21 protein-coding genes are annotated in these 25,921 nt (G+C 40.1%); 17 read left to right on the top strand and 4 right to left on the bottom strand.

The window, feature by feature from the left end:
• Positions 1-33: 33 nt before the first annotated feature.
• The gene (gene ppsR / locus AC1EU0_RS10295; protein WP_480302305.1) at positions 34-846 is read right to left on the bottom strand and encodes a posphoenolpyruvate synthetase regulatory kinase/phosphorylase PpsR; all 813 of its coding nucleotides are present in this window, start codon (positions 844-846) and stop codon (positions 34-36) included.
• Positions 847-1,137: 291 nt separating this feature from the next.
• Between ppsR and ppsA the strand changes: the two genes are divergently transcribed.
• Positions 1,138-3,507, top strand: coding sequence for a phosphoenolpyruvate synthase (gene ppsA, locus AC1EU0_RS10290; protein WP_480302304.1), 2,370 nt, complete (start codon positions 1,138-1,140; stop codon positions 3,505-3,507).
• Positions 3,508-3,610: 103 nt separating this feature from the next.
• On the opposite strand, the gene AC1EU0_RS10285 is transcribed toward ppsA, so the two are convergent.
• Both AC1EU0_RS10285 and AC1EU0_RS10280 read right to left on the bottom strand, forming a co-directional pair.
• Positions 3,611-6,958: a magnesium and cobalt transport protein CorA gene (locus AC1EU0_RS10285; RefSeq protein WP_480302303.1), complete on the bottom strand. Its 3,348-nt coding sequence runs from the start codon at positions 6,956-6,958 to the stop codon at positions 3,611-3,613.
• A gap of 109 nt (positions 6,959-7,067) precedes the next feature.
• Positions 7,068-11,462 (bottom strand): hypothetical protein, encoded by a 4,395-nt coding sequence (locus tag AC1EU0_RS10280; RefSeq protein ID WP_480302302.1) that lies wholly within the window; start codon positions 11,460-11,462, stop codon positions 7,068-7,070.
• Positions 11,463-11,585: 123 nt separating this feature from the next.
• On the opposite strand from AC1EU0_RS10280, the gene AC1EU0_RS10275 reads away from it, so the two are divergent.
• The 16 genes from AC1EU0_RS10275 (at position 11,586) to AC1EU0_RS10200 (ending at position 24,643) form a co-directional block, all read left to right on the top strand.
• The gene (locus AC1EU0_RS10275; RefSeq protein WP_480302301.1) at positions 11,586-12,155 is read left to right on the top strand and encodes a pyridoxamine 5'-phosphate oxidase family protein; all 570 of its coding nucleotides are present in this window, start codon (positions 11,586-11,588) and stop codon (positions 12,153-12,155) included.
• A gap of 69 nt (positions 12,156-12,224) precedes the next feature.
• The gene (locus AC1EU0_RS10270; protein ID WP_480302300.1) at positions 12,225-12,521 is read left to right on the top strand and encodes a GNAT family N-acetyltransferase; all 297 of its coding nucleotides are present in this window, start codon (positions 12,225-12,227) and stop codon (positions 12,519-12,521) included.
• A gap of 259 nt (positions 12,522-12,780) precedes the next feature.
• A complete protein-coding gene (locus AC1EU0_RS10265; RefSeq protein ID WP_480302299.1) occupies positions 12,781-12,954 on the top strand; it encodes a GNAT family N-acetyltransferase in 174 nt (57 codons plus the stop codon).
• A gap of 610 nt (positions 12,955-13,564) precedes the next feature.
• On the top strand, positions 13,565-13,720 hold the full coding sequence (napE, locus tag AC1EU0_RS10260) for a periplasmic nitrate reductase, NapE protein (RefSeq protein ID WP_121839983.1): 156 nt from the start codon (positions 13,565-13,567) through the stop codon (positions 13,718-13,720).
• A 46-nt stretch (positions 13,721-13,766) separates the two neighbouring features.
• Positions 13,767-14,024, top strand: a complete 258-nt coding sequence (locus AC1EU0_RS10255; protein WP_480302298.1) for a chaperone NapD — start codon at positions 13,767-13,769, stop codon at positions 14,022-14,024.
• A gap of 2 nt (positions 14,025-14,026) precedes the next feature.
• On the top strand, positions 14,027-16,516 hold the full coding sequence (napA, locus tag AC1EU0_RS10250; protein ID WP_480302321.1) for a nitrate reductase catalytic subunit NapA: 2,490 nt from the start codon (positions 14,027-14,029) through the stop codon (positions 16,514-16,516).
• A 7-nt stretch (positions 16,517-16,523) separates the two neighbouring features.
• The gene (locus AC1EU0_RS10245; RefSeq protein WP_480302297.1) at positions 16,524-17,027 is read left to right on the top strand and encodes a nitrate reductase cytochrome c-type subunit; all 504 of its coding nucleotides are present in this window, start codon (positions 16,524-16,526) and stop codon (positions 17,025-17,027) included.
• 8 nt (positions 17,028-17,035) lie between these two features.
• Complete coding sequence (locus AC1EU0_RS10240; protein WP_480302296.1) at positions 17,036-17,623, top strand: cytochrome c3 family protein; 588 nt, start codon at positions 17,036-17,038, stop codon at positions 17,621-17,623.
• Positions 17,624-17,950: 327 nt separating this feature from the next.
• Positions 17,951-18,109, top strand: coding sequence for a periplasmic nitrate reductase, NapE protein (locus tag AC1EU0_RS10235; RefSeq protein ID WP_480302295.1), 159 nt, complete (start codon positions 17,951-17,953; stop codon positions 18,107-18,109).
• Positions 18,110-18,160: 51 nt separating this feature from the next.
• The gene (locus tag AC1EU0_RS10230; protein WP_480302294.1) at positions 18,161-18,418 is read left to right on the top strand and encodes a chaperone NapD; all 258 of its coding nucleotides are present in this window, start codon (positions 18,161-18,163) and stop codon (positions 18,416-18,418) included.
• Between the two features lie 2 nt (positions 18,419-18,420).
• The gene (gene napA / locus AC1EU0_RS10225) at positions 18,421-20,907 is read left to right on the top strand and encodes a nitrate reductase catalytic subunit NapA (protein ID WP_480302320.1); all 2,487 of its coding nucleotides are present in this window, start codon (positions 18,421-18,423) and stop codon (positions 20,905-20,907) included.
• A gap of 11 nt (positions 20,908-20,918) precedes the next feature.
• Complete coding sequence (locus AC1EU0_RS10220) at positions 20,919-21,428, top strand: nitrate reductase cytochrome c-type subunit (protein ID WP_480302293.1); 510 nt, start codon at positions 20,919-20,921, stop codon at positions 21,426-21,428.
• An 8-nt stretch (positions 21,429-21,436) separates the two neighbouring features.
• The gene (locus AC1EU0_RS10215; protein WP_480302292.1) at positions 21,437-22,024 is read left to right on the top strand and encodes a cytochrome c3 family protein; all 588 of its coding nucleotides are present in this window, start codon (positions 21,437-21,439) and stop codon (positions 22,022-22,024) included.
• 150 nt (positions 22,025-22,174) lie between these two features.
• The gene (locus AC1EU0_RS10210; protein ID WP_480302291.1) at positions 22,175-22,924 is read left to right on the top strand and encodes a hypothetical protein; all 750 of its coding nucleotides are present in this window, start codon (positions 22,175-22,177) and stop codon (positions 22,922-22,924) included.
• 86 nt (positions 22,925-23,010) lie between these two features.
• Positions 23,011-24,225, top strand: coding sequence for an RsmB/NOP family class I SAM-dependent RNA methyltransferase (locus AC1EU0_RS10205; protein WP_480302290.1), 1,215 nt, complete (start codon positions 23,011-23,013; stop codon positions 24,223-24,225).
• Positions 24,226-24,364: 139 nt separating this feature from the next.
• Positions 24,365-24,643: a peptidylprolyl isomerase gene (locus AC1EU0_RS10200; RefSeq protein ID WP_480302289.1), complete on the top strand. Its 279-nt coding sequence runs from the start codon at positions 24,365-24,367 to the stop codon at positions 24,641-24,643.
• Here AC1EU0_RS10200 and AC1EU0_RS10195 read toward each other — a convergent pair.
• Positions 24,640-25,836: an ankyrin repeat domain-containing protein gene (locus tag AC1EU0_RS10195; protein WP_480302288.1), complete on the bottom strand. Its 1,197-nt coding sequence runs from the start codon at positions 25,834-25,836 to the stop codon at positions 24,640-24,642. The two genes, AC1EU0_RS10200 and AC1EU0_RS10195, sit on opposite strands and share 4 nt — an antisense overlap.
• Positions 25,837-25,921: the final 85 nt, after the last annotated feature.

The following is a 25,921-nucleotide window of genomic DNA, read 5'->3' as shown; positions in this document are numbered from 1 at the left end:
GTTGAGTATACGTCATTGCAGAATTCTCTGAGGTTAAAACATGTGTCTTTCTAGCCCTGTGATATCAAGGATTTTTGCTGAAATTTCTTCTACAGAATGGTTGGTGGTGCTTATGTACGGAATACGTTCTCTTTTATAGAGCATCTCAACTTCTTTTACTTCAATTCGGCACTGCCTTAAAGATGAGTATCTACTATTCTGCATCCGTCCTTGTCTGATTTCATGTAAGCGCATTGGGTCAATGGTCAAACCAAATAGCTTCTTTTTATTTCGTTTTAGGGCTTCAGGCAGCTTGAGGTTATCCATGTCGTCTTCGACAAATGGGTAATTGGCGGCCTTAATACCAAATTGCATGGACAGATATAAGCTTGATGGCGTTTTACCGCAGCGGGAAACGCCTAATAAAATAATATCGGCTTCATCCATGTGCTTCATGGTTTGGCCATCGTCGTTATCTAATGAAAAATTGATAGCATGGATTCTGTTTTCGTAAGCGCCATTCGTTTTACCATGTGTTCTGTGTACCTTCGGCGATGCTTTTATACCTAACTGTTCTTCAAGTGGCGCAACAAAGGTATTTAAGAAATCATAATTCGCTCCTTCGGACGCTGTAATTATATGTCGGATTTCCGCCTTTACGATGGAATGAAAGACCAAAGGCTGTACGCCTGTTGTAATAAAACTATCATTTATCTGCTTGGTAACGTCTTCTGCTTTTTTTATCGTCTCCACAAAAGGAATTGTAACTTGTTCAAATTCAATGGGGAATTGTGACAAAACGGCATGCCCAAACACCTCTGCAGTGATTGCTGTTCCGTCTGAAATAAAGAATACCTTTGGTACCATAACTGCCTCTTGTGGTAATAAAATTACAAATGAAATTATACGTTTACGACTCTTATATCGGAGTGTAAAATGCCGTTGCGATTCTGTGAAGAGCTAGATACTTATTCTGATAGAAGTTTTACTTTAACCACCTGTAAATACTAAGTTTGTTTTTGAGCATTTCAAGATGAACTTAGTGTAAAGGTTTTTAACCGTATAAAGTGCTCTTTGGGTGAATGAAAGTTAGGTTGAAAGTGTTACAGTTTAAAACTCTTATCAGAATCAGTATTTCACACACACGGAGATAGAACTGTGCAACAATATGTACTCTGGTATCAAGAATTAGGCATGGGCGACGTTAACACTGTTGGCGGTAAAAATGCATCTCTTGGCGAGATGATCAGCAACTTATCTAATGCTGGTGTTCAGGTTCCAGGAGGCTTTGCAACTACTTCACATGCGTTTAATGAATTTCTTGAACAAAGTGGAGTTAATCAAAAGATTTATGAAATCTTAGATACATTGGATGTAGATGATGTTAATCAACTTGCTAAAGTTGGCGCACAGATCAGACAATGGGTAATTGACACCCCATTCCAACCTGAATTAGAACAAGCGATTCGTGAATCTTACGATAAATTATCTTCTGAAACTCAGGATGCTTCTTTTGCAGTTCGTTCATCAGCAACCGCTGAAGATATGCCTGATGCTTCTTTCGCGGGTCAGCAAGAAACTTTCTTAAACGTTAAAGGCTATGATTCAGTTCTTGTGGCTATCAAGCACGTATTCGCTTCTTTATTTAATGACCGCGCTATCTCTTACCGTGTTCACCAAGGTTATGATCACCGTGGTGTAGCACTTTCTGCTGGTATTCAGCGCATGGTTCGTTCAGATAAAGCGGCCTCTGGTGTTATGTTTACCATGGATACAGAATCTGGTAACAATGACGTAGTATTCATCACTTCATCATTTGGTCTAGGTGAAATGGTGGTGCAGGGTGCTGTAAACCCTGATGAGTTTTATGTTCATAAGCCAAGCCTTACCGCAGGCCACAAAGCCGTTGTTCGTCGCAACATCGGTAGCAAGCTAATTCAAATGGTTTACTCTGACGACTCTAGTCATGGTAAGCAAGTTAAGATTGAAGATGTTGCTGCTGAAAACCGTCGTCAATTCTCAGTTTCTGATGAAGAAGTGATGGAACTGGCTAAACAAGCCATGATCATCGAAAAACACTATGGTCGTCCAATGGATATCGAGTGGGCGAAAGACGGTAACGATGGCAAGCTTTACATTGTTCAAGCGCGTCCAGAAACCGTACGTAGCCGTGAAGACGTTCAATTAATTGAACGCTATCACTTAAAAACTCGTGGTGAGTTATTGAGTGAAGGTCGTGCTATCGGTCATAAGATTGGTAGTGGTGTGGCTAAAGTGCTTAAATCAATCGATGAAATGGATCAAATCCAAGAAGGCGATGTACTTGTAACAGACATGACTGACCCGGATTGGGAGCCAATCATGAAACGTGCTAGTGCGATTGTGACTAACCGTGGTGGTCGTACTTGTCACGCTGCGATTATTGCTCGTGAGTTAGGTGTTCCAGCAGTTGTGGGTTGTGGTGATGTAACTGATATCGTTAAGACTGGACAAGAAGTTACTGTTTCATGTGCTGAAGGTGATTCTGGTTATATCTACCAAGGTCAGCAAGAGTTTGAAGTGGTAACGAACCGCGTTGATACTCTTCCTGAACTGCCAATGAAGATCATGATGAACGTGGGTAACCCAGATCGTGCGTTCGACTTTGCTCGTCTACCACATGAAGGTGTTGGTCTGGCTCGTCTTGAGTTCATCATCAACCGTATGATTGGTATTCACCCTAAAGCATTGCTTGAGTTTGATAAGCAAGACGCTGAGCTTCAACAAGAAATCCATGAGATGATTGCAGGTTACGATTCTCCGGTTGAGTACTATGTTGCTCGTCTAGTTGAAGGTATCGCGACTATTGGTGCAGCATTCCACCCTAAAAAAGTTATCGTTCGTATGTCTGACTTTAAGTCAAACGAATACGCAAACCTTGTTGGTGGTGAGCATTATGAGCCTGAAGAAGAAAACCCAATGTTGGGCTTCCGTGGCGCAAGTCGTTATATTTCTGAATCATTCCGCGATTGTTTTGCACTTGAGTGTGAAGCCATTAAGCGTGTTCGTAATGATATGGGTCTTAAGAATGTTGAAATCATGATCCCATTCGTTCGTACTCTTGATGAAGCGGCACAAGTGATTGAGTTGCTTAAAGAACAAGGTTTAGAGCGTGGTAAAGATGGTTTACGTGTCATTATGATGTGTGAGCTACCATCAAACGCACTATTAGCTGAAGAGTTCTTAGAGTACTTCGATGGTTTCTCTATCGGTTCAAATGACTTAACTCAGCTATCACTTGGTCTTGACCGTGATTCAGGCATTATCAGTCACTTATTCGATGAGCGTGACCCTGCGGTTAAGAAGCTTCTAGCTATGGCAATTCAAGCCGCTAAGAAGAAGGGCGCTTACGTAGGTATTTGTGGTCAAGGTCCATCAGATCACCCTGACTTTGCAGCATGGTTGGTAGAACAAGGCATTGATACCGTATCTCTAAATCCAGATACCGTAATTGATACTTGGTTATACTTGGCTGAAAATCACGCTTAAAGAACGAGATTTTAGGGCGATATATCGTTTAGCAGAATAGTTTTGGTGAGGCATTTTGTCTTGCCAATCAGGGAGAGCTATTTTGATGATGTATCGCCCATTCTTATTCTAAAAATTCTCTGTCATCTACTTTCCAATCCATTACATTGACTATAGGTTCCTTCAAAGGATATTTGACTGGATCTATTAGAAAAGCTTTAACGGCGTCTCGATGTTCAGAACGAGCGTATTTATTTACGGCCGCTTCTATAATGTCACGGTTTTCTTGTGGCGAACTTGTTTCATGTAATATCCCAAATTCAAATGCGTCGCTTTCATCGCCGTTGCGTCGTTTGAAAAATTCAGGGTGCTTTGCGGGATCAAACGAACTAGGGCTTTTTTCGATTCTGTTAAAATCAATGTCTACACTTTCTAAAATTGTTAGTAATAAGGCATAATTATCTGCCATTTGTAACCCATGGCGATCAGCCTCTGTTTTTAATTTTATTATTCCTTGTGTAAAATGGCTGACGGTACCTGTTGGATGCTCTAATGGGAAACTGAATTTGTGACTTCTCTCAAGATCTCCTGTAACAGGAGCCCAGCATAAGGTTGTTAAGTCAATTTGATGAAGCTGTGGCCTGTCATAGCGAACTTGCTTTTCAGAGCCCGCATACTCCGCGTATAAAATATTATCAGGCTTAATATCTCGATAAAAATACCCAAGTTGATGTGAAGCAGCAATGTCTGCACTTAGTTGTTTAAAGCAATGAATATTAACCTTAGTAGGTTTTGCAGTTTTGGGTTTAGTAATTGCTGCTAGACTGAGCCCGCCCCTTGCAGCGATCAAAGTGCTGTACGGAACAATCGTTCCATCTGGCCTGTGTTGGACGTATTGTCCTTGCAACCCCGGTGTGATAGTTGGTAATTCACTGCCTACGGCTTTGGCATCCTTAATTAATTGTCCTAACATTTGTTGGTTTTTTTCAACCTCAAATGGATCTACCATTGCTGTATGACCACTTTCTTTAACTTCAGTTACGGTGAATTTAATAAATGACTCATCAAAGCTTTTGCATGTTTTATACGCACCTTTTAGGGTATTTCTAGCGGGGATTTGTTGGGTTGCTTTATCTGGTTCTCTTAGCGGGGGAATTACGCTGTTTTTCGTGTGCCAATAAGTGAGACGCTTGCTGTCATTAGTCATACTTACAAGGCTGGCGTCTGTTTCAGAAAACTTTTTAGCTCTCCGAGCCTTGTATCTCTTAAACCTCAGCTTTATGAGTGTTGCTTTTGTTTGCTCTTCCATTGTAGCGAAGCTCGTCGCAAGCAACTGAAACTGCCTTTTGTTTAAGAAGTCATCTCTTTCTTTTGCTAGTTCATTTTGTGGTAGAGTTTGCTTTAAGTTTTCATGGTCTATTTCATCCCATTTTGACAACAGCGTAGGCATCTGGGGGTGTAATACAACAGAGGTAAGGACTTCGACTCTTGCCGATTGAGGTAGTGTAATAATAGCTTCAGCTAGGTCTTTGAGTGGAATATTATAAAGTAATGCGTATCTTTGCTGGTGGCCGCATAATTGGATTAGTTCTGAAGTTGCTATTTTCTGTGGGCGAGTAAGCCAATAACGAGTTTGCAGCTCACTATGAAAGTCAATCCAAGTGTGCACTTGGTTATTTGGTATTTTTGTAGCAATTGTTAACCACAAGTCATTAGAAATGGATCTAATAATTTTTTGTTTTTGCTCAAAAGACAACTGGTCATAAACATCAAACCATGTATTGAAGTTATTAGCGGTTGTCGAGGGTAGGTTTTCTGGTTTGAATGATTCTAGGTTTTCATACCAAAAATTTGCAAAATAAGCTTTATCTCCAGCAGGCAATAGTGGAAACAGCCTAAGCATTTGAATAAATTGTAAATTTGGATGTGTCAACGCTTTACAACTGAACACTAATGCTTCTCTGAAAGCTGCTGGCTCTAATGCAGTGATGACAGTACTTGGTAGGTCTTCAAAACAATAATGTAGTAAATGGCCTAGTGATTCCTTTTCGCTGTTTTGCATTAATTCGGTAAATTGGCTGATAATTTCTGCTTTTATGTTGCTATCATGCAATGCAGGGAGCAACACTACTGAAAACAGCGCTGTAGTGCTCGGGTCTTTTAAAAAAATCTTTAGTGATTCTTCCGGAAGCTGTCGTAGCCTAAGCAAAATCGTTTGCGGGGCACACTCTGAAATAAAGTCAAATTTCTCCTGAGGTTGAGCAAGTTTAACCAATTGAATTACAATGGGGTAAATTCTACGGAGTTGACTTAATCTTTGTGTAAGAGGGAAGTTCTTTTTAATCAAACCTTGTTCGTTTGAGATCTGTCTTACTTGTATTAAAAAAGCCCCCTCTTCAGCTGTGAAGGTTTCAAGGATAATTTGGAGTCTGTCAGTTGATTGCTCTCTTAGCAAAGCAATACACTCATTAAAAACTTCATATGGTTCTGTTTTCGTAAGAGGGGAAGTAGATTTTGTAGTCGTGGGTAGCATTATCATCCAGCCATCGCTGATCATCTTTTTACATTCATCAACCCACCATGGTGCTTGCTGTCTAGTGGTTGAAATCTCCGAGCTAGTATGTAAATACAGTAAGCACACCAATACCTCTGCAATTCTTCTTTCCGGTATACGCAATAACACCTCTTTTTTATTGTCTTTAGAGAGGTGTTGTAGTAACTCCATAGCTGCCGAAGGAGAAATATGCGTAAATATTTCAACTCTTTTATCGGGAGCAATTTGATTCAACTGCTTCATGATCTGTGATTTAGGTAATGGGCCTAACTTTTGTTCTGATATAACGCTGAGTAACATAAAGTAGGGTTGAAGCTCAGTAACATCTAATTTATTTAATATAGGTAGAGCTATATTGGGAGGTAAGTACGGGAAGAGTTGATATAAATTAGGATTTTCCTGAGCCATATAATTGCTAACCAGACGATTGAGGGTAGTGTGGTTTATCCCTGAAATCATATTTAGGCCAATATCAGTTGGAAACACTTGTAGAAGCTCTAAAGCTGAACTTTGTCTCTTTTCCAACATAAATTTTATGACTTTCATGGCTTTATGAGGGGGGATTTTTTGTATTAGTTGTTTTTGTTTTTCTATTGGTAAGACGGAAAGTTGTTGTGCAATTATCTGCACTGGCATAAATGTTGACGCCAATGCTTCATTTAAAATGCAGGCGACAGGCTCTGCGGAATCTAAATCATAGGTATTGTCAGCTCTAGAGGAGCTCTTTTTATGGAATTCCTCTAGAATCATTTTGTTTTTCGATACCTTAATACGGTATTTTTGGTGCGCAAGTCCTTCTTGTTTTGCTAATTTCAACTCGACAGCTTGCGAGCCTCTAAGCTGAGAATAATCCGCTTTTTGTATTTTCGACAAATTTGGTTCGATTAGTGTCAGGACTGATGTTGGTGGTAAAGACAAGATGTTTTCCGATTAATATGCCTCAATAAAGTTTGGAAGCTAATGGCATGGAACTCAACAAAGATTAAAATATTTTAATGTTTTTAATGTGATAGCAATAAGTTAGGCATCAAGTGAGCGATTTTGACGTGTTTGGAACCTTGGTCTTATCACGTATGACTTCATGATTGTGCTGAGAAATACTAGCTTCAGGATGGGCTTTCGCTTGAGGGATTTCGAATGCCATCTTTTCTTCAGGTCTATCTTCTTCGCTTAAAGGTGCTAATTCGCCGTTTTCATTGAAGTCTTCAAATTGTTGAATATTGGTTTGATAATTTTTATCTAAATCTCTGTACCAATTAATTACTTCATCAATGGTATGGTCGAAATCAAAAACCGTAGGGTTAGTTAAAAATAGTCTGACATCACTTTGAAATTCTTTGAATACATATTCTTCAATCAAGTCTAGTAATATTTTTATATCATCTGCTGGCGTACTATTCTGGTGCAGAATACCGTCTTTTCGCATGCTTACACCATTATTGTCCGCAATGTAGAATGGACTATCTTGTGGGTAATCACATGGCCGTATAATCACTTTTCTTGCTTTGGCTGAAATTGTATAAAAGATAGTTAAAATCATCGCATAGTTGTCGGCAGCTCTTAAGGCCAGCGCTAGTTCAGCATAATTTGTTGTACCTCTTTTCAGTTCTAATATTTCAGAGGTCATGAATGCTTCTGTACCGGTATTAGCATCCATATCCACAATAGAGAAATGTTCACCCTCTGGGTTAGGGTTTAGCAGGCACATATCACTGAGATCAACTGAATAGAGTTGTGGAAGTTCATGCCTTTGTTGGCTAGTGGTGGCATGGTCGGCAAATTCAGCAATCAAGATATTGTCAGGCTTTATATCTCTAAAATAAAAACCGCCTCCATGACAAAATGATAAGTCTTCACACAATTTTTTTAAAACCCAGATATTCAATTCGTTAGGTACTCCATTTTTTCCAGCTAAATATCTAGTTAATGATGGCCCACCTCTGGCTGCAATCAGAAAACCTGCTACAGGAACCAAGCCTTGAAGCCCAGGTTGGATTGTACGACCTCTAAAAGTTTTGTCAGGCATTACATACTCTAATTCATCCAACATCCGCATCATTAATACTGAGTAATCTTTACTCATAATGTACTCATAGCCCTGACTTTCGGCATGCGTCATAGTAAAGCTGATAAAGTTCTCATCCATGCTGAAAGGTGTTTTAAATCGGCCGGGTGGAATTTCACTAACATCGAGTTGTGAATCTTGTTTGGGTGACCTTAAAATTGGATAGAGTTTGAGTTTATCATCATAATATTGAACATGGTTTTGTGTAGATTGCCCCTGTTTTTCTGTAGATTGAAGTACATTTACTCTTCTAGGTGCTTCTAGTTGAATATCTAGCAATCTAACCCGAAGATCTGAGAATTTAAGTTGAATTAATCTGGCTATTCGATCATGTCTTATCTCTTGACCAAAGAGAAAGGCTAAACGAACAAAACTTTTTGGTGATGTTAAAGCCGTTCCTTCAGTTTTATCTCCAGGCATTTTCCAACTCTTTCTCAGCTTCTCAAGGTGTTGTATCATCTTGAAATTTTCTGTTAATTTTTGGCGTATACCATGAAATGGTATCCCATATTTTTCGGTCGACCTCTGGCCTTCACTATTTATTATTACTTTCGTTCTTTCAATAACATATTCATCTGGAGTACTCTGAATTATTAAAGACAAGTTCTCTTTATCGTTATTGTATAGAAAGAATAAAATAATCGAGGTTTTTCTGTGTGTTGATGCTTCAATGAGCAAGTCAGCCGCTTTAGCGGGGGGGAGCGCAGCTAAGCTTGCGCTAATTTCTTCTGGAGCGATTGATTCCAAAATGGCGGAGAATTGTTGAGGATCACAAACACGAAGATATTGGGTAAGTTTAGTTGTGCTGCTGGCAAACTGGTTATTAAAAAATACAGTTTGTAATTCAGAGCGAAAATCTACCCAAAATGGTAACTGAGATTCAGATAACTTTCTGGCCACAGATAACCATTGTTTTTCATTTAAAATGCGGTTAACTTTTGATCGCTTCTTAAAGTGCAGCTGTTGAAAAAGGAAGAATAATTCTTGGGTGAAGTTTCCAACAAGTAATGTACACCAGAGGGCTGGAGCATTTTCTGTATGGTCAAATATACACTCTACAGCCAATGGAGGTAGCCTTGTTATAAGACTTGGATGGAACAACGATAAGCTACTAGGCTTGCTTTGCACTAAATATTTAAGTGCTTCAGGTGGTAATTTATTTGCTAGTTCTACAAAATAATCTTCATCCGATTTTATTTGTCTTTGGTAGTCCTTTAGAGTTTTCATTTGCTTAAATTTATTATTTATCTTCTGTTTTTGTGTATTTCGTACTATTGACTTTTCAGAAACCAGCACAGTAGATTCTTCTATTGACAGAGAATCAAAGAAGTCTTCCGCACTTCTATTTTCATCTGTGACTTTTTCTTGAGTGACATCTCGAGTCGATTTTAAAACAGTATCAGTGGTTCCTATCTCGCCGCTAGGCAATGTCTCAGCTTCGCTTTGAGTGCTTATTAAAGCTTCCGCATTTGTTGAGGGCTGTGCGATGCTTAATTCAGCGACTGCAACTGCTGAAGCTGTGGGGAGGCTTGGTTGCAAGCAAGGAGGTTCAAGAGCCGTAGGTAACTTTGATGGCGATTGTAAAGTCTTTTTTGAGTCTATGGGGAGACCGTCACTAGATATAGGAGCATCTTGCAAGAGTAGTCTTGTGTCTATATTTTCAAGGGCGGCTCGGCACAATGGGATATCTAATTCAGAGCTATCACTGTCGCCCCTCATGTTGTGATATAAAAAATAAACGGCTTGCTTCACTAGAAGGGGATTTAAGTATCTAATAACTCTTGCTGTATAAGCTTTGGGTAAATAATAAAGAAACCAACTGGCGATAGCTGTCTCTTGCCAGCCAAGTTCACTGATGGCTGTCGCTAACATTTTATGGTTATGAAATGGGCGACATTCATTTTGGAGCCATTGACTGATTGTGGTTTCAATAAAATCTTTACCATACTCAGAATATATGAAGTTTCCTCGCCTTAACAACGGAAGGTAAAAGATAGTTCTCAGTGCTTCTCTAGGTGCTACTAATTTAATTAAATTATATATTTCGTCATTGTTCATGTGGAATACAATTTGGCTTGCATGCCTACGTTGGTCGTCAAAACAATAACGAGTAAATTGACAGGTAGGATTACCTTTTACCTGTAGCAACAAAGTAGATAGCATATGAAAGTAAGCTATCTGAGCTGATGGCTGTGATTTATACTGAGATCCCATATTAATTATAAATTTTGATTCTTCTCTAGATAGTGCAGCAATGGCTTCTTTTAATTGTTGAGGGTTCCTTTTTTCCAATTCGATGACTAATTGATGTGTGCTGTAAGTTTGTGCAGGAAATAAGTCAGAATCTAATTTAGTCACTTTAGCTTTCACGTCACTGACTCTGTAACAACTCAGCCAATCTTCTAGCTCAATAAGTTGCTTCCCTGTTGACCACCAGTGATTTTTTTCAGTGATTGCTGCTGATTTTGGGTATTTGGTAAAATAAGTAGCTGACACCAAAAATTCGGCTACTTTTCTTGGTTCAAGATAAGAGATTAAAGTACAAGCTTCTTTCAATGAGAAACTCAATAGTAGCTGAGTGAGGCCTATTGGAGACATATAACCTATGATAATGGATAATTGCTCTTGTGGTAACCGTTTCAAAAAAGCTATGTAATTGTTGAAGTCATGACAAGGATATGGCCAACCACTAGTTTCATCTAATTTCGGTGAAAGGATACTTATCATTTTATCTTCATCAACTCGCGAGATAAACGTTGGGGGAGCATCGGCAGGAAAGTTAATAATAATTTCTAGTCTAGCGGCTTGATGCTCAGCTGAGACTTCACAGTTAACTAATACTCTTCTTTGCACATCAGTATGTTGAGTAGCTAGTGTTCTCGCTACGACCTTGGGTGGAAGTTGTAACAAAATAGAATTATCTAGGTTGATTGCTCCTTGTGCTTCCTGCATAGAATGGAGCACATAAAGCACTAACTCCTCTATTTTACGTTCTGGTAATGAAGCAAATAACCATTTTCTCTCAGCATCTGAAATTACGCCTAATTCATGGTGCAGTACCTTTACCGGTAAGCTAGGGTTGGTGAGCGCAGCGAGTAAAGCTGGACGCATGTTTTCACTCGGATAAGTTTGTATGTCTAACCCTCGGATTGAATCAGATTGTAGGACATGGAATTTAGCAATTTTTGTCAATATCAAACTATCACCATTATATGAAAAGCGATATTTTTGGCTAAAAAGATCCTCGCCACGCACTCTTACTTCCATTGCGTGATCGTTTTCAGGTACTGCTACGAAATCAATACCAGCAATCGCTGTTCTGTCATGCTGCGTTAAAGGCGCAAGTGGATTTGACATTGAGAAAAATATTTTTTAAAACAAGGAGTAAGAATCTAGCCAAACAAGTGGTTTTTTACAATAAAGTTTAAAACATGATTAATGGACCTCATTCAATAAAGGTCGAAAAAATAAGGATGTAAAATGGGCAAAATATTTGAGTCGATCACTACTCATCAACAAGATTTTATCTTGAAACAAAAGATGTTTTTTGTGGCAACGGCAGCAAATGAAGGAACTGTAAATCTATCCCCAAAAGGGTTAGATGCATTTAGGATCATAAACGAACATCAAGTGGTCTGGTTAAATTTAACGGGCAGTGGCAACGAAACATCTGCTCATGTTCAGCAAAACCCAAGAATGACTATTATGTTTTGTGCTTTTGAAGGTAGCCCTTTAATTCTGCGATTGTACGGTAAAGCTAGAGTGCTGCATCAGGGAGATAGTGATTGGAAAATGTATCAAGCACTATTTCCTACCTTTACTGGAACAAGACAAGTTTTTGTATTAGATGTTGATAAAACCCAATCGTCATGTGGAATGGGTGTGCCATTATATGATTTTGTTGGGCAGCGTGAACAATTAGTGAATTCCCATGACAAACAAGGCAAAGATGGCGTAGAGGCTTACTGGAAAAAGGCCAATCAGTTGAGCTTTGATGGTGATGAAACTAGAGTGTTGGAGCTGTCAGGTTTACAAGATGAAAGTGAATAAAGATTAATACCATTCTTCTCTTTTTAATAACAAAATGGCTACATAGTAGTTAACAACTTAAGGGAATAAATGGAAGTTAAAATTCGTAATGCAGTTGAGCAAGATTTGCCTGAATTAGTAGAATTGCTCGCTAATGATGACCTTGGAAAGCTTAGAGAAAATACAGATTTACCGCTCAATAAATCATATCTTGAAGCTTTCAGTGCTATTAATTCCGACCCAAACAATCAGCTTTTGATAGCGACTCTAAATAATGAAGTTATAGGAATGCTGCAAATCACTTACATACCGTATCTGACACACAAAGGCAGTTGGCGCTGCTTAATTGAAGGTGTAAGAGTGAGTGAAAATATTAGAGCGTGTTGATCTTTCTGGATTGAATTTTGTGCTATTTGAGCGCTTTTCTGTTCAAGGCGTGAGCAGTAAAGCTTAGTCATCTAAGTAAGCTGCTCACAACACAGAACAAGAAGCGCTCAAAGGCATCGCAGACAGCGTAAATTGGTCACTTCTGCTGCGTTATCGTTTGTTTATGTGGAGTAACCACACAGCACAAACTCCGCCTTGCATAAGATAACCAATTTATCGCTGCAAAAACAATCATGAAAGATTAACACGCTCTACAGGAATGGGTATTGGTGAGCTTATGTTTAACCATGCTATATCCTTAGCAAAAGAAAGAGGGTGCTCATTAGTTCAGCTTACAAGCGATAAACAAAGGCCAGATGCCATTCGTTTTTATGAAAAACTTGGTTTTGTAGCCACTCATGAAGGTTTTAAAATGAAAACAGCTTTAGGCTAAATAACCTGAGCTCTGCATAAGCAAACCTCTACAGCACAGCTACTTATGCGTATTTCTGTGTTAGAACAGCTCGAAATAGGCTGGCTATTACGAACTGTTCTGCCTTGAACTACACAAAATTAGCTGCACTGTAGATTCAATTTAAATTTCATCTATTAAAACAGTACGGTACTGATTTCTTTATACAGAGCTCAGGTTAAATAAGGTTTGGCCTCTTGTTAAAACTATCTTTAAAAGTCCATTTCAGCTGTGTTCGAATACACTCAAAATCTTCCAATGATGATTTACTATTAGTGCTGTAACTCTATTGTTAGCTTCTATTTAGTTGCTAACAATTTAACGTGATGTGATCTATTTCAATTTTTAACTGATTAATTTTGAATAAGAAAATTGATCTGGATCATGAATACTCTTTGCCTAAAAAAGCCACAGCTTTCCTTTTAATGCTCTTCTCGTCATTAACTTTTCATTTTGAATGATCTGGATCAACCGATACACGAATTTAACAGCTGTTAAGGGTATAGCTTCATTTTGTTGCCCGTTATTATTAACTCATCAGCTGGAGGGTTCAGCTGACACTACTTATCGACAATATCCGCAAGGAGGATACATGAGTAATGCTTCGAGCGATGAGAAGAAAGTGGAACTAAAAATGTTCGTGTTTTTGACCGTGTTTTTAGCGCCGCTTCTGTCAATTTTAATTGTTGGTGGATATGGCTTTTTAATATGGATGAGCCAGATTTTGATGGGACCACCCACGAGTTAATTAAAACGACAAACGAAAAATAACAAATCTTTTATTGAGTGTAAAAATGAGCAAAGAACTTCACGTAACCAGCTTGGTGGTACAAGTAAAACCAGATTATATGTCTGACGTTCGTAAGGCCATTATGGCCATCGAAAACGCTGAGCTGTCGGTAAACAACGAAGTTAAATTAGTGGTGGTCCTAGAGGGAAAAGGTCGCCGCGAAATTGTGGATATGATTGATGAAATCAACGCACTGGAAGGCGTTATATCAACCTCCATGGTTTACCACCAAAGTGAAGTGCTTGACGAGGGCGAGATATGAAAATGAATAGACGTGAGTTTATGAAAGCGAATGCTGTAGCAGCAGCGGCTGGCGTTGCCGGCTTAGCGTTACCTGCTACTGCAAGCAATCTCATAACAAGTTCAGAGCAAACTAAATTAGACTGGAACAAAGCACCATGCCGTTTTTGTGGTACTGGTTGTTCAGTTATGGTTGCCCGTAAAGACGGCAAAGTTGTCGCAACACAGGGTGACCCTGATTGTGAAGTTAACCGCGGTTTAAACTGTGTTAAAGGTTACTTCCTGTCTAAAATCATGTACGGCAAAGACCGTCTAACCTCGCCAATGCTTCGTATGACCGATGGTAAATACGACAAAAATGGTGAGTTTACCCCAATTTCTTGGGACAGTGCTTTCGACATCATGGCAGAAAAATGGAAAGAGACCATTAAGAAAAAAGGTCCAACTGCTGTAGGTATGTTCGGTTCAGGTCAGTGGACAGTCTGGGAAGGCTACGCTGCTGTAAAACTGATGAAAGCGGGTTTTGGTTCTAACAACATTGACCCTAACGCTCGTCACTGTATGGCGTCTGCGGTAGGTGGTTTCATGCGTACCTTTGGTATCGATGAGCCAATGGGTTGCTACAACGATATGGAAGCGGCCGATCGCTTCGTGTTGTGGGGCTCGAACATGGCAGAAATGCATCCAATCTTATGGACTCGTGTGACTGACCGTCGTTTAAGTGCGCCACATGTTCGTATTGGTGTACTTTCTACTTACAAGCATCGTTCTTTCGATCTTGCTGACGTACCAATGGTGTTCACTCCACAAACTGACTTAGCAATTCTGAACTTTATTGCTAACTACATCATTCAAAACGATGCAGTGAACTGGGACTTTGTGAAGAAACACGTTAACTTCCGCAAGGGTATGACGGATATTGGTTATGGTTTACGTCCTAACCATCCTACCCAAATGAAAGCGAAAAATGCTGATAAAGCGGGTGCGTCTTCTCCAATCGATTTTGATGAATTTAAGAAGTTTGTTTCTGAATACACAGTTGAGAAAGCAGAAGAGCTTTCTGGTGTTCCAGCCGACAAATTGATTGAAATCGCTAAATGGTATGCCGATCCTAAACTGAAAGTAACTTCTTTCTGGACTATGGGTGCAAACCAACATACTCGTGGTGTTTGGTGTAACAACCTGCTTTATAACATCCACTTATTGACGGGTAAAATTGCCACTCCGGGTAACAGCCCATTCTCGCTAACCGGTCAGCCATCAGCTTGTGGTACTGCACGTGAAGTAGGGACATTTGCTCACCGTTTACCAGCTGACATGGTGGTTAAGAATCCTAAGCACCGTGCAATTGCTGAAAAAAATTGGAAGATCCCAAGCGGCATCATTCCAGCAAAACCGGGTTTCCATGCCGTATTGCAAAGCCGTAAGTTGAAAGATGGTGACTTGAATTGTTATTGGACTCAAGTAACCAACAACATGCAAGCTGGACCTAACATCAACGAAGAAATTCTTCCGGGCTGGCGTAACCCTGAAAACTTCATTGTGGTTTCTGATCCATATCCAACCGTTTCTACTCAAGCCGCTGACTTGGTACTGCCAACTGCTATGTGGGTTGAGAAAGAAGGGGCTTATGGTAACGCCGAACGTCGTACTCAGTTCTGGCATCAAATGGTGAAAGCACCGGGCGAAGCTAAATCTGACTTATGGCAAACCATGGAGTTCTCTAAGCGCTTCACTACTGATGAAGTGTGGCCAAAAGACGTACTAGAAGCAAATCCTGAGTATAAAGGTAAGACACTATTTGACGTGCTTTATGCGAACGGCAACGTGAACAAGTTCCCATTGTCTGATATGGCTGAAGGCTATGACAATGAAGAGTCAGAAGCATTCGGTTTCTACGTTCAAAAAGGTCTATTTGAAGAATACGCTGAGTTCGGTCGTGGACATGCTCACGATTTAGCACCATTTGATACTTACCATGAAGTACACGGTCTACGTTGGCCTGTTGTCGATGGTAAAGAAACCCTATGGCGCTTCCGTGAAGGTTCTGATCCGTATGTTACTCCGGGTAAAGGTTATGAGTTCTATGGTAAGCCAGACGGCCGAGCAGTGATTTTTGCTCTACCTTATGAGCCTGCTGCAGAATCTCCAGACGAAGAGTACCCAATGTGGCTATGTACTGGTCGTGTACTAGAGCATTGGCATACTGGTTCTATGACTCAACGTGTGCCTGAACTGTATAAAGCCGTGCCTGATGCTGTTTGTTACATGCATCCAAAAGATGCGAGAGAAAAAGGTTTACGTCGTGGTGATGAAGTGGTTGTTCAGTCCCGTCGAGGTGAAATTAAAACTCGTGTTGAAACTCGTGGCCGTAACAAGCCGCCAGTAGGTCTGGTGTATGTACCTTTCTTTGATGCTAGCCAACTGATCAACAAAGTGACACTGGATGCGACAGATCCACTTTCTAAGCAGACTGACTTTAAAAAGTGTGCAGTTAAAGTGTTCAAGGCATAAGGAGCGAATGATGAAAACAGTTAAACAAACCGTCGTAAAAATGGCTGCACTGTTAGCATTAACTAGCTCTGCTTTTCTAGCGACTGCTGCGGATAAAGTGATTAACGAAGATGATTTAGCTACTTTGCGTGGTACAGCGATTACTAGCGAGCCAACGCCACCGCCATTGAAAAATGAAGTGGACCACAATGGAACCTTTGGTCGTGCATTTCCGACTCAAGCACCCGTTGTGCCTCATAAAGTGAGAAAGTATCAGGTAAACCTTAAAGTGAACCAGTGCTTAAGCTGTCATGATCGCAGCCGTATCGAAGAGTCAAAAGCGCCTATGGTCAGTGTGACTCACTATATGACTCGTGATAATCACTTCTTGGCACAAGTATCGCCACGTCGTTACTTCTGTACTCAATGTCATGTTGCACAAGATGAAGCTCAACCATTAGTGCCAAACGTGTTTATTGATGTAGATAAGTTGCTTGAAGCGGCCGAAGCCAAGAAAAGTGCAGAGCACTAGGAGGCACTATGATGAATAAACTGAAACAGGTTTGGCGTGTACTGGCTAAACCAAGTGTTCACTATAGTTTAGGCTTTCTAACCATTGGTGGCTTTATCGCGGGAATTATCTTCTGGGGTGGTTTTAACACTGCCCTTGAAGTAACCAATACTGAAGAGTTCTGTATTAGTTGTCACGAAATGGAAGCCAACGTGTATGAAGAGCTACAGGGCACTATTCACTTCAGCAACCGAAGTGGCGTGAGAGCAACTTGTCCTGATTGTCACGTACCGCACGAATGGACGAATAAGATTGCGCGTAAGATGCAGGCTTCAAAAGAAGTGTGGGGTAAAATCTTTGGCACTATTAATACTCGTGAAAAGTTTGAAGCAAAACGCCGAGAGCTTGCCGAGCATGAATGGGCGAGGTTAAAAGCGAACGACTCACTAGAATGTCGTAACTGTCATAACTTCGACTACATGGACTTTACTCGTCAAGCGCCAAGAGCCGCAGAAGCGCACTCAACTTCACTTGCAAGTGGTGAGAAGACTTGTATCGATTGTCATAAAGGTATTGCACATCATTTACCTAATATGACAGGGGTTAAAGGTTACTAATTCTACTCATCGTATTTAGTGATATTTAAAAGGTTGTCCATAGGGCAACCTTTTTCTTTTTAATCAATTCGTTATTGATGTTTTCCACTAATCTGAACAGGGGCTTACAAGTCATAGTGTGACCAAGTTCACATCATTTTTTATAAAAAAATCATACCGTTTTTTTCACCAAGAACATTCTTAATGCCAATTACTGGAATTGGTCTGGATTCGTTTCAACCCGATCAGTTTTACTCTTTTCTTAATGTTTTCACATGGACGAACTTACCGCTGAGCGGCATCAATCGCTTGGTTGGAACTTAACTCGACCAAATTAAAGGAGGGGACATGGGTAATGATTCAAGTGACGATAAAAAGTCTGAATTTCAGGTTTTTATCTTTCTTACCGTGTTTCTTGCACCACTGTTATCAATAGCAATTGTTGGAGGCTATGGCTTCCTCATTTGGATGAGCCAGATTATTTTCACTGGTCCGCCAACAAGTTAAAACTTCAAAGAAATAGCAATAATCCAAAAACAATAAATATTGAGTGAATAAATGAGCATAGAACTTCATGTTTGTAGTTTAGTGGTTCAAGTCAAACCAGAAAAAATGCCTGAAGTCAGGCAGGCAATCATGGTGATGAAAAATACTGAGCTATCGGTGAATAATGAGATCAAATTAGTGGTGGTAATTGAAGGAGAAAGGCGTAAACAAGTGATGGAGCGCGTTGATGAAATTAATGCCATTCCCGGGGTGATCTCTACCTCAGTCGTTTACCAGCAAAGTGAAGTGCTTGAAGAGGACGAGATATGAAAATGAATCGACGTGAGTTTATTAAAGCCAATGCCGTAATTGCTGCTGCTGGCGCTGCGGGTTTAGCTCTCCCAACAAAGGCCAGCAACCTCATAACAAGCAGCGAATTTACCAAACTTGAATGGAACAAAGCCCCATGCCGCTTTTGTGGTACTGGTTGTTCGGTCATGGTGGCGAGAAAAGAGGGCCGAATTGTTGCGACCCAAGGTGATCCAGATTGTGAAGTTAACCGAGGTTTAACCTGTATTAAAGGCTACTTTTTATCAAAAATCATGTATGGCGAAGACCGTTTGACGACGCCTATGCTTCGCATGACAAACGGCAAGTTTGATAAAAACGGTAATTTTACGCCAATATCTTGGGATAAAGCTTTCGACATAATGGCTGAGAAGTGGAAAGCCACGATTAAGAAAAAAGGCCCTACTGCGATTGGGATGTTTGGCTCAGGGCAGTGGACGGTATGGGAAGGTTATGCGGCTTCCAAGCTGATGAAAGCGGGATTTGGCTCAAATAACATTGACCCTAATGCTCGTCACTGTATGGCTTCAGCGGTTGGTGGCTTTATGCGAACCTTTGGGATTGATGAACCCATGGGTTGTTACAATGATATGGAAGAGGCTGATAAGTTCGTGCTCTGGGGTTCGAATATGGCTGAAATGCACCCAATCTTATGGACTCGGGTTACGGACAGAAGATTGAGTGCTCCACATGTTCGTGTCGCTGTGTTATCGACCTATCGTCATCGTTCGTTTGATTTAGCTGACTTGCCGATTATTTTCACCCCTCAAGCCGATTTAGCGGTTCTCAATTACATTGCTAATTACATCATTCAAAATAACGCGGTTAATTGGGACTTCGTAAAAAAACACGTTAATTTCCGTACTGGTGTTACCGATATAGGTTACGGTTTACGTCCAACTCATCCGTTAGAACAGCAAGCGCAAAATGCGGATAAAGCAGGGGCTTCTTCACCTTCTAATTTTGAAGAGTTTAAAAAGTTTGTTGCTGAATATGATATTGATAAAGCCCATGAGATTTCGGCAGTTCCAAAACACAAATTATTAGAGCTAGCAAAATGGTATGCCGATCCAAAGACCAAAATTACGTCATTTTGGACAATGGGAGCCAATCAACATACACGTGGTGTTTGGTGTAATAATCTTCTTTATAATATTCATCTGCTTACAGGTAAAATTGCGACTCCGGGCAGCAGTCCATTTTCACTCACTGGTCAACCCTCAGCTTGTGGTACTGCTAGAGAAGTAGGCACATTCTCACATCGTCTACCCGCAGATATGGTAGTAGCTAATCCTAAACACCGAGCTATAACTGAAAAAATTTGGAAAATCCCCAGTGGTATTATTCCGCCGAAACCGGGGTATCACGCTGTACTTCAAAATCGAAAATTAAAAGATGGTGAGCTGAATTGTTACTGGGTGCAAGTAAATAACAATATGCAAGCTGCACCCAATATGAATGAAGAAGGCTTACCCGGTTATCGTAATCCAGAAAACTTTATTGTCGTGTCTGATCCTTATCCAACCGTGACCACTCAAGCTGCTGATTTGGTTCTGCCAACGGCAATGTGGGTAGAAAAAGAGGGGGCTTACGGTAATGCTGAGCGCCGGACTCAATTTTGGCACCAAATGGTGCAAGCACCCGGTGAATCTAAATCAGATTTATGGCAATTAGTTGAGTTCTCTAAACGCTTTACCACTGATGAAGTTTGGCCAAAAGAAGTATTGGATGCTAACCCAAGCTTTAAGGGGAAAACGCTATTTGATGTTTTGTACAAAAATGGTCAAGTGGATAAATTTCCATTATCTGATCGTGCTGAAGGTTATGATAATCCTGAATCTGATGCTGTTGGCTTTTATATTCAAAAAGGACTATTTGAAGAATATGCCACCTTTGGGCGAGGTCATGGCCATGACTTGGCACCGTTCGATGATTACCATGAAGCACACGGTCTTCGCTGGCCTGTAGTTGACGGCAAAGAAACACTCTGGCGCTTTAAAAAAGGCTCAGATCCTTATGCAAAACGCGATGGGTGGGATTTTTACGGCAAGCCAGACGGTAAAGCCATTATTTTTGCTCTGCCTTATGAGCCACCTGCGGAATCCCCTGATGCTGAATATGATTTGTGGTTATGTACAGGGCGAGTGCTTGAACATTGGCACTCAGGTTCAATGACACAAAGGGTTCCTGAGCTGTATAAAGCCTTCCCAAATGCAGTGTGTTACATGCACCCAGTAGATGCTAAGAAGCGTGGATTAAGGCGAGGAGACGAAGTAATTGTGCAATCACGGCGAGGTGAAACAAAGACTCGAGTTGAAACTCGTGGTCGTAATAAACCGCCAGTAGGTTTAGTTTATGTACCTTGGTTTGACGCCAGTCAGTTGATTAACAAAGTCACTTTAGATGCAACTGATCCCATATCCAAACAAACTGACTTTAAAAAATGCGCAGTTAAAGTAATTAAGGCGTGAGGAGCAAGGTCATGAAAACATTCAATAAGTCCTTTGTTAAAATTGTGACATTGCTGACATTAACAGGAGCAGCATTTATCGCTGTAGGTGCAGGAATAGAGAAAACGATTAATGAAGACCATTTTGCAACATTGCGTCATGCTCCATTAAACACTGAACCTACTCCTCCACCTTTAAGCAATGAGAAAGAGCATCATGGTAAGTTAGCACGTAATTACCCATCTCAAGCGCCAATTATTCCTCACCAAGCTCATAAATATCAAATTAATAGAAAAGTAAATCAGTGTTTAAGTTGCCATGACCGCAGCCGTGTACATGAATCTAAAGCACCAATGATTGGTATATCCCATTATTTAACTCGTGATAATCATTTTTTAGCTCAAGTATCTCCGCGTCGATATTTTTGTACTCAATGTCATGTATCTCAAGAAAACTCGACTCCACTGGTGAAAAACACATTCGTTGATGCTGATAAATTAGTTGAAGCTGTAGCTAATAAAGCCAGTAAGAATCATCATTAGGAGGCAGCATGATTGAAATACTTAAGAAGGCTTGGCGGATTTTATGTAAACCAAGTGTTCATTACAGTTTGGGCTTTCTAACCTTAGGTGGCTTCGTAGCTGGCATCATTTTTTGGGGGGGATTTAATACTGCACTTGAAGCAACCAATACAGAGAAGTTTTGCATTAGTTGCCATGAAATGCGAGATAACGTCTATCAAGAACTAAAAACGACCATTCACTTTACTAATCGAAGCGGGGTGAGGGCGACTTGCCCAGATTGTCATGTTCCTCATAAGTGGACGAACAAGATTGCCCGCAAAATGCAGGCTTCAAAAGAAGTATGGGGCAAGATTTTTGGGACTATCAATACCAGAGAAAAATTTGAAGCTCACCGAAGGGAGTTGGCTGAACATGAATGGGAAAGATTAAAAGCCAATGATTCACTAGAGTGTCGAAATTGCCATAACTTCAACTATATGGATTTTACAAGACAGTCCCCTAGAGCAGCTAGGGCTCACTCAACAGCACTTGCCAGTGGTGAAAAAACCTGTATTGATTGCCATAAAGGTATAGCTCATCATTTGCCTGATATGAAAGGGGTTAAAGGGTTTTAACAATTTTGATAGTAAAAAAGGCTGTTTGTCATCAGCCTTTTTTATAACCATTTTATACTATTTAATTCTAATTAAATCTTTAGATTTTGAGTTGCTATGTGATGAAATGCTTTATCTTAAGTTGTTAATTTAAATAGGGTTAATGAAAATATGGCGGTAAGGTCTCCAAGTTTAACTGTGTTACTTGATTTTAACCAAGAAACAAAGAAGTTTTCAATATCAGCCGAACAATGCCAAGAGCTACAAGCTAAAGTTCCTAAACAGAAAAGTGGTTCAGAAATAGTTTATGTTGGTTCTGGTGGCACTTTTCAAGTAACTTTTGTTGGCTCTCGGAACAAGCAGTATGAATTTTTGGAACAAGTACCCAAGGCACGAAATAAAAAAAGTTTACTCGACTACAAGTACAAGAAAACAGATAAGTCTAAAAATTTGCAAGCTGAATTTCTTAAAGCTTTAGCAAGCCCTCCTGAGCAAAAAACTCATTTGATTCCTTTTAGTACCTCTAGACCCCCCTCTCTTGCTTCAAGTGCAAGTTTTAACAGTTTAGCTGATGCTGAAAAAAATGGAACTGAAACGCCTAGCAGCCGAAGATCATCACCAACGTCCCTAGATGATAAATATGGAGAAGATGCCCTGTTAGGGCCCAGAACTTTTACGATGATTAACGATGCTAAACACCCAACTACTGCACTTAGCTTTGGACATGGAGGCCCTAGCGCCGATAATGGTCATGGCATTGAGATCAGAGTATCAGACGCTGATGGTAGGACTATACCTAAGCGAGAAAGAACTGATAGCGAGAAAAAAGAGGCCAAGGGCTGGAAAAAAGCTGGAGTTACAGATATTGACTTTTCTAAAGTTCAATTAAGAAAAACAGAAAAAGGGGACAAAAAAAGCTAGCTACTAGCTATAGAGTACTGGATTTTTAGGGGTAAACTCCCTATGATCCGCACCTCTCTATAATTCTCAGTTTGGCTGTAGTGATCATGCTCAAAACCTCATTAAATGTTAAATCTTCTCAGCTCGTAGTTAACGTGCTTAAATTGGTTCTTGAGCAAGGTAAGCCACTGGATAGAGGCTACTCCATTAGCTTTTCTGAGATAAAACTTAAGCCAGAAGAGCAAGCAAGGATCACTCAAGTAGTGGGTGATTTGATGCGTCGCTTAAACCTTTACTGCTACCTTGCCAATATTCAACTTCAAGATGCAGCTAAAAACGCTGAACTTCTGGTTGTCGTTTGGCACGAGTTTAATGGATTGAACTTTGGTAAGTTACCTAAGGCAAGTCAATTTAAACGTTCTGAATATCAACATTTGTTGACCAAAGCTAAACAAGATGAAGTGTTGTGGGATGGTTGTCCAGAGTGGTTAGAAAAAATTGGCTCAGAGCAATTGGGCAAAGCGTGGCAGGCTGAGCGCAAAGCACTATTACAACCTGCGAAACGTTACCTACGTGCAAACCAATTAAAAACGACTCGTGATGAACTTAAAAAGTCATTGAGCAAAGAAGGCATTGAAACGCAGCTGGTTAACGGTGTTGATAGTGCGCTTGTAGTAACCTCAAATTCTCCGTTATTTAAGAGTAAAGCCTTTAAAGCTGGGTTATTTGAACAGCAAGATGCTGGTTCACAGCTTGTTGCTGCTGCCGTTGATGCAAAGCCGGGGATGAGAGTGGTTGACGCCTGTGCTGGTGCTGGTGGTAAAACACTGCATTTGGCTGGACAAATGCAAGGTAAAGGGCGCTTACTTGCCATGGATGTTGAGCAGTGGAAACTTGACGCGTTAAAAGACAGAGCTAAGCGAGCAGGGGCTCATAATGTCGAAACTCGTATTATTGCTAGCTCAAAAACCATAAAACGGTTGAAATTAACTGCTGATAGAGTGTTGTTAGACGTTCCTTGTTCTGGTTTGGGCGTGCTAAAACGCAATCCAGATTCAAAATGGCGTGATACTTCTGAGCGTTTGCCGGTCTTGGTAAAACTGCAAGAAGATATTTTACAAAGTTATAGTCGTATGGTGAAAGTGGGTGGAATACTCGTATATGCGACTTGCTCCATCATGCCAGAGGAAAACCGCCAGCAGGTGGATAAGTTTTTAGCTAATAATCCACACTTTAGTTTTATTGAAGATGAAAATATTACGCCTGCCAATACAGGCTTTGATGGTTTTTATTTAGCCAAATTAAAAAGAGTGGCTGAGTAAATAACCTGAGCTCTGCATAAGTAGCTGTGCTGTAGATTGAATTTATATTTTATCTATAAAAAGAAAACAGTACTGATTTCTTTATACAGAACTCAGGTTAAATACGGTTAGTTGATAAAAAGTAAGTGAGAGACGAAAAATGGCAAGAGCTTGCGCAAGGCATATTTTGGTGAAAACCAAAGAAGAAGCTGAAAAAATAAAAAAAGAACTCGCTAAAGGCGCTTATTTTGGCAAGCTAGCCAAAAGGTATTCGTTATGTCCGTCAAAAAAGCGCGGAGGCGATCTAGGTGAATTTAGCCCTGGTCAAATGGTTAAAGCCTTTGATAATGTCGTATTTAAAAAGCCTGTATTAGAAATTCATGGACCTGTTAAGACCAAGTTTGGCTTCCATCTAATCCAGACAGTTTACCGCTCCTAAAAAGTAGTCAAGAGTTGCCTTACATTAAGCATATGATATTTAGTACTAACAGGTACTGGTCTTGAGTTTGGATTCTTCACTAAGAAAAAACGAATTAATGGATGTCTACTATTGGCCGCTTTAGCTGTTCGATTCCACTTTTGCCCAACTTCATGAGGGAGTTCTCCAGCTTTATTTTTTATTTCAGTATTCGCACCATGTTGTTCTAATAACCTGATCATATCAGTATCTTTATTTTGGTAGGCGAAATGCAATGGCGTGTCCCCTACATGCATAGTTTGTGCTTGCAGCTGTCTATCTTTATTTTCTCGACGTAAAAATAGTTGAACAACATTATGCTGCTTATTTTGTACTGCTTGCATAAATGGTGTGACGTTAACATGATTTCTAGGTATAGAAACGACAGTGTGGTTTAGGATTATTTTAACCACATCTATAGCACCAAACGCCGCTGCAAAATGAAGGTATGTATTTTCATCATTAAATTTTCTATTCAAGTTTGGTTTGGCTTGTTTGAGCTCTTGAGCAACAGCATAAGCGATGAGGGTTTTAGCTGCAGAAACGTTAGATACCATGTCCAATGGTGTGTTTCCGCTTATATCTTCAGCGGTAGCGTCTGCTCCTGCCTCTAAAAGTGTTGTTAATAATTCTTGCGCGCCTCTCACCTGATCATTGATGCATAAAACTAAATGATGTAATGCTGTCTGATTGTTTCTATCACGGTAATTAACGTCAACAGTGCTTGTGTTTAATATTTCATTTGCTTTGGTGAAATTACCTTGCTGTATAGCTGTTAAAAACTGTGTGTGTGGAGAAGACTCTCCTGAATGTTCTAACGCCTTTTTTATTACTTTTTCTGCTTCAGTGCTACCCGCTCGCTCATGTAATGGATTACAGCCAAATAAAGTTTCGGCCACTTTAAACTTGAGCCTTTGAAAAATAGTAACAGGTCTATCGGTCGTTAAGAATTTTAGTATTACTTCAGGGCCACACAATACGACGTGGCGCTCATTATCTTGGCAAACAAAATATCTAGACTGACTCATTGAGCCATCGTCTTTGGTTAAGTAAAAACTATTTGGGAACCTAACTCTACTCCCCCTTGATTCAACATGCTGCTGTTGATTTTGAACGAGTTCAGAGTGTGCATCAAAATCAATTATTACACCTAATGGCTTTTCTTGAATGGACATAGGGGACTTCCAAATAAATAATTTTATACAATGATACTTTTTTAACCAAAAATAAAACAAGTGAGATGAATGAAATTTCATGAAG

Source organism: Parashewanella sp. 2210YD4-3 (genome assembly GCF_056591735.1).
Note: the sequence above shows the minus strand (reverse complement) of the source record. Positions and strands in the feature narration are given on the sequence as shown.

What these genes read in the sequence shown, in the direction of transcription:
- ppsR (WP_480302305.1), bottom strand. Translation starts at nt 846, where the DNA reads ATGGTACCAAAGGTATTCTTTATTTCAGACGGAACAGCAATCACTGCA.
- AC1EU0_RS10280 (WP_480302302.1), bottom strand. Translation starts at nt 11,462, where the DNA reads ATGTCAAATCCACTTGCGCCTTTAACGCAGCATGACAGAACAGCGATT.
- AC1EU0_RS10275 (WP_480302301.1), top strand. Translation starts at nt 11,586, where the DNA reads ATGGGCAAAATATTTGAGTCGATCACTACTCATCAACAAGATTTTATC.
- AC1EU0_RS10270 (WP_480302300.1), top strand. Translation starts at nt 12,225, where the DNA reads ATGGAAGTTAAAATTCGTAATGCAGTTGAGCAAGATTTGCCTGAATTA.
- AC1EU0_RS10265 (WP_480302299.1), top strand. Translation starts at nt 12,781, where the DNA reads ATGGGTATTGGTGAGCTTATGTTTAACCATGCTATATCCTTAGCAAAA.
- napE (WP_121839983.1), top strand. Translation starts at nt 13,565, where the DNA reads ATGAGTAATGCTTCGAGCGATGAGAAGAAAGTGGAACTAAAAATGTTC.
- AC1EU0_RS10255 (WP_480302298.1), top strand. Translation starts at nt 13,767, where the DNA reads ATGAGCAAAGAACTTCACGTAACCAGCTTGGTGGTACAAGTAAAACCA.
- napA (WP_480302321.1), top strand. Translation starts at nt 14,027, where the DNA reads ATGAATAGACGTGAGTTTATGAAAGCGAATGCTGTAGCAGCAGCGGCT.
- AC1EU0_RS10245 (WP_480302297.1), top strand. Translation starts at nt 16,524, where the DNA reads ATGATGAAAACAGTTAAACAAACCGTCGTAAAAATGGCTGCACTGTTA.
- AC1EU0_RS10240 (WP_480302296.1), top strand. Translation starts at nt 17,036, where the DNA reads ATGATGAATAAACTGAAACAGGTTTGGCGTGTACTGGCTAAACCAAGT.
- AC1EU0_RS10235 (WP_480302295.1), top strand. Translation starts at nt 17,951, where the DNA reads ATGGGTAATGATTCAAGTGACGATAAAAAGTCTGAATTTCAGGTTTTT.
- AC1EU0_RS10230 (WP_480302294.1), top strand. Translation starts at nt 18,161, where the DNA reads ATGAGCATAGAACTTCATGTTTGTAGTTTAGTGGTTCAAGTCAAACCA.
- napA (WP_480302320.1), top strand. Translation starts at nt 18,421, where the DNA reads ATGAATCGACGTGAGTTTATTAAAGCCAATGCCGTAATTGCTGCTGCT.
- AC1EU0_RS10220 (WP_480302293.1), top strand. Translation starts at nt 20,919, where the DNA reads ATGAAAACATTCAATAAGTCCTTTGTTAAAATTGTGACATTGCTGACA.
- AC1EU0_RS10215 (WP_480302292.1), top strand. Translation starts at nt 21,437, where the DNA reads ATGATTGAAATACTTAAGAAGGCTTGGCGGATTTTATGTAAACCAAGT.
- AC1EU0_RS10210 (WP_480302291.1), top strand. Translation starts at nt 22,175, where the DNA reads ATGGCGGTAAGGTCTCCAAGTTTAACTGTGTTACTTGATTTTAACCAA.
- AC1EU0_RS10205 (WP_480302290.1), top strand. Translation starts at nt 23,011, where the DNA reads ATGCTCAAAACCTCATTAAATGTTAAATCTTCTCAGCTCGTAGTTAAC.
- AC1EU0_RS10200 (WP_480302289.1), top strand. Translation starts at nt 24,365, where the DNA reads ATGGCAAGAGCTTGCGCAAGGCATATTTTGGTGAAAACCAAAGAAGAA.
- AC1EU0_RS10195 (WP_480302288.1), bottom strand. Translation starts at nt 25,836, where the DNA reads ATGTCCATTCAAGAAAAGCCATTAGGTGTAATAATTGATTTTGATGCA.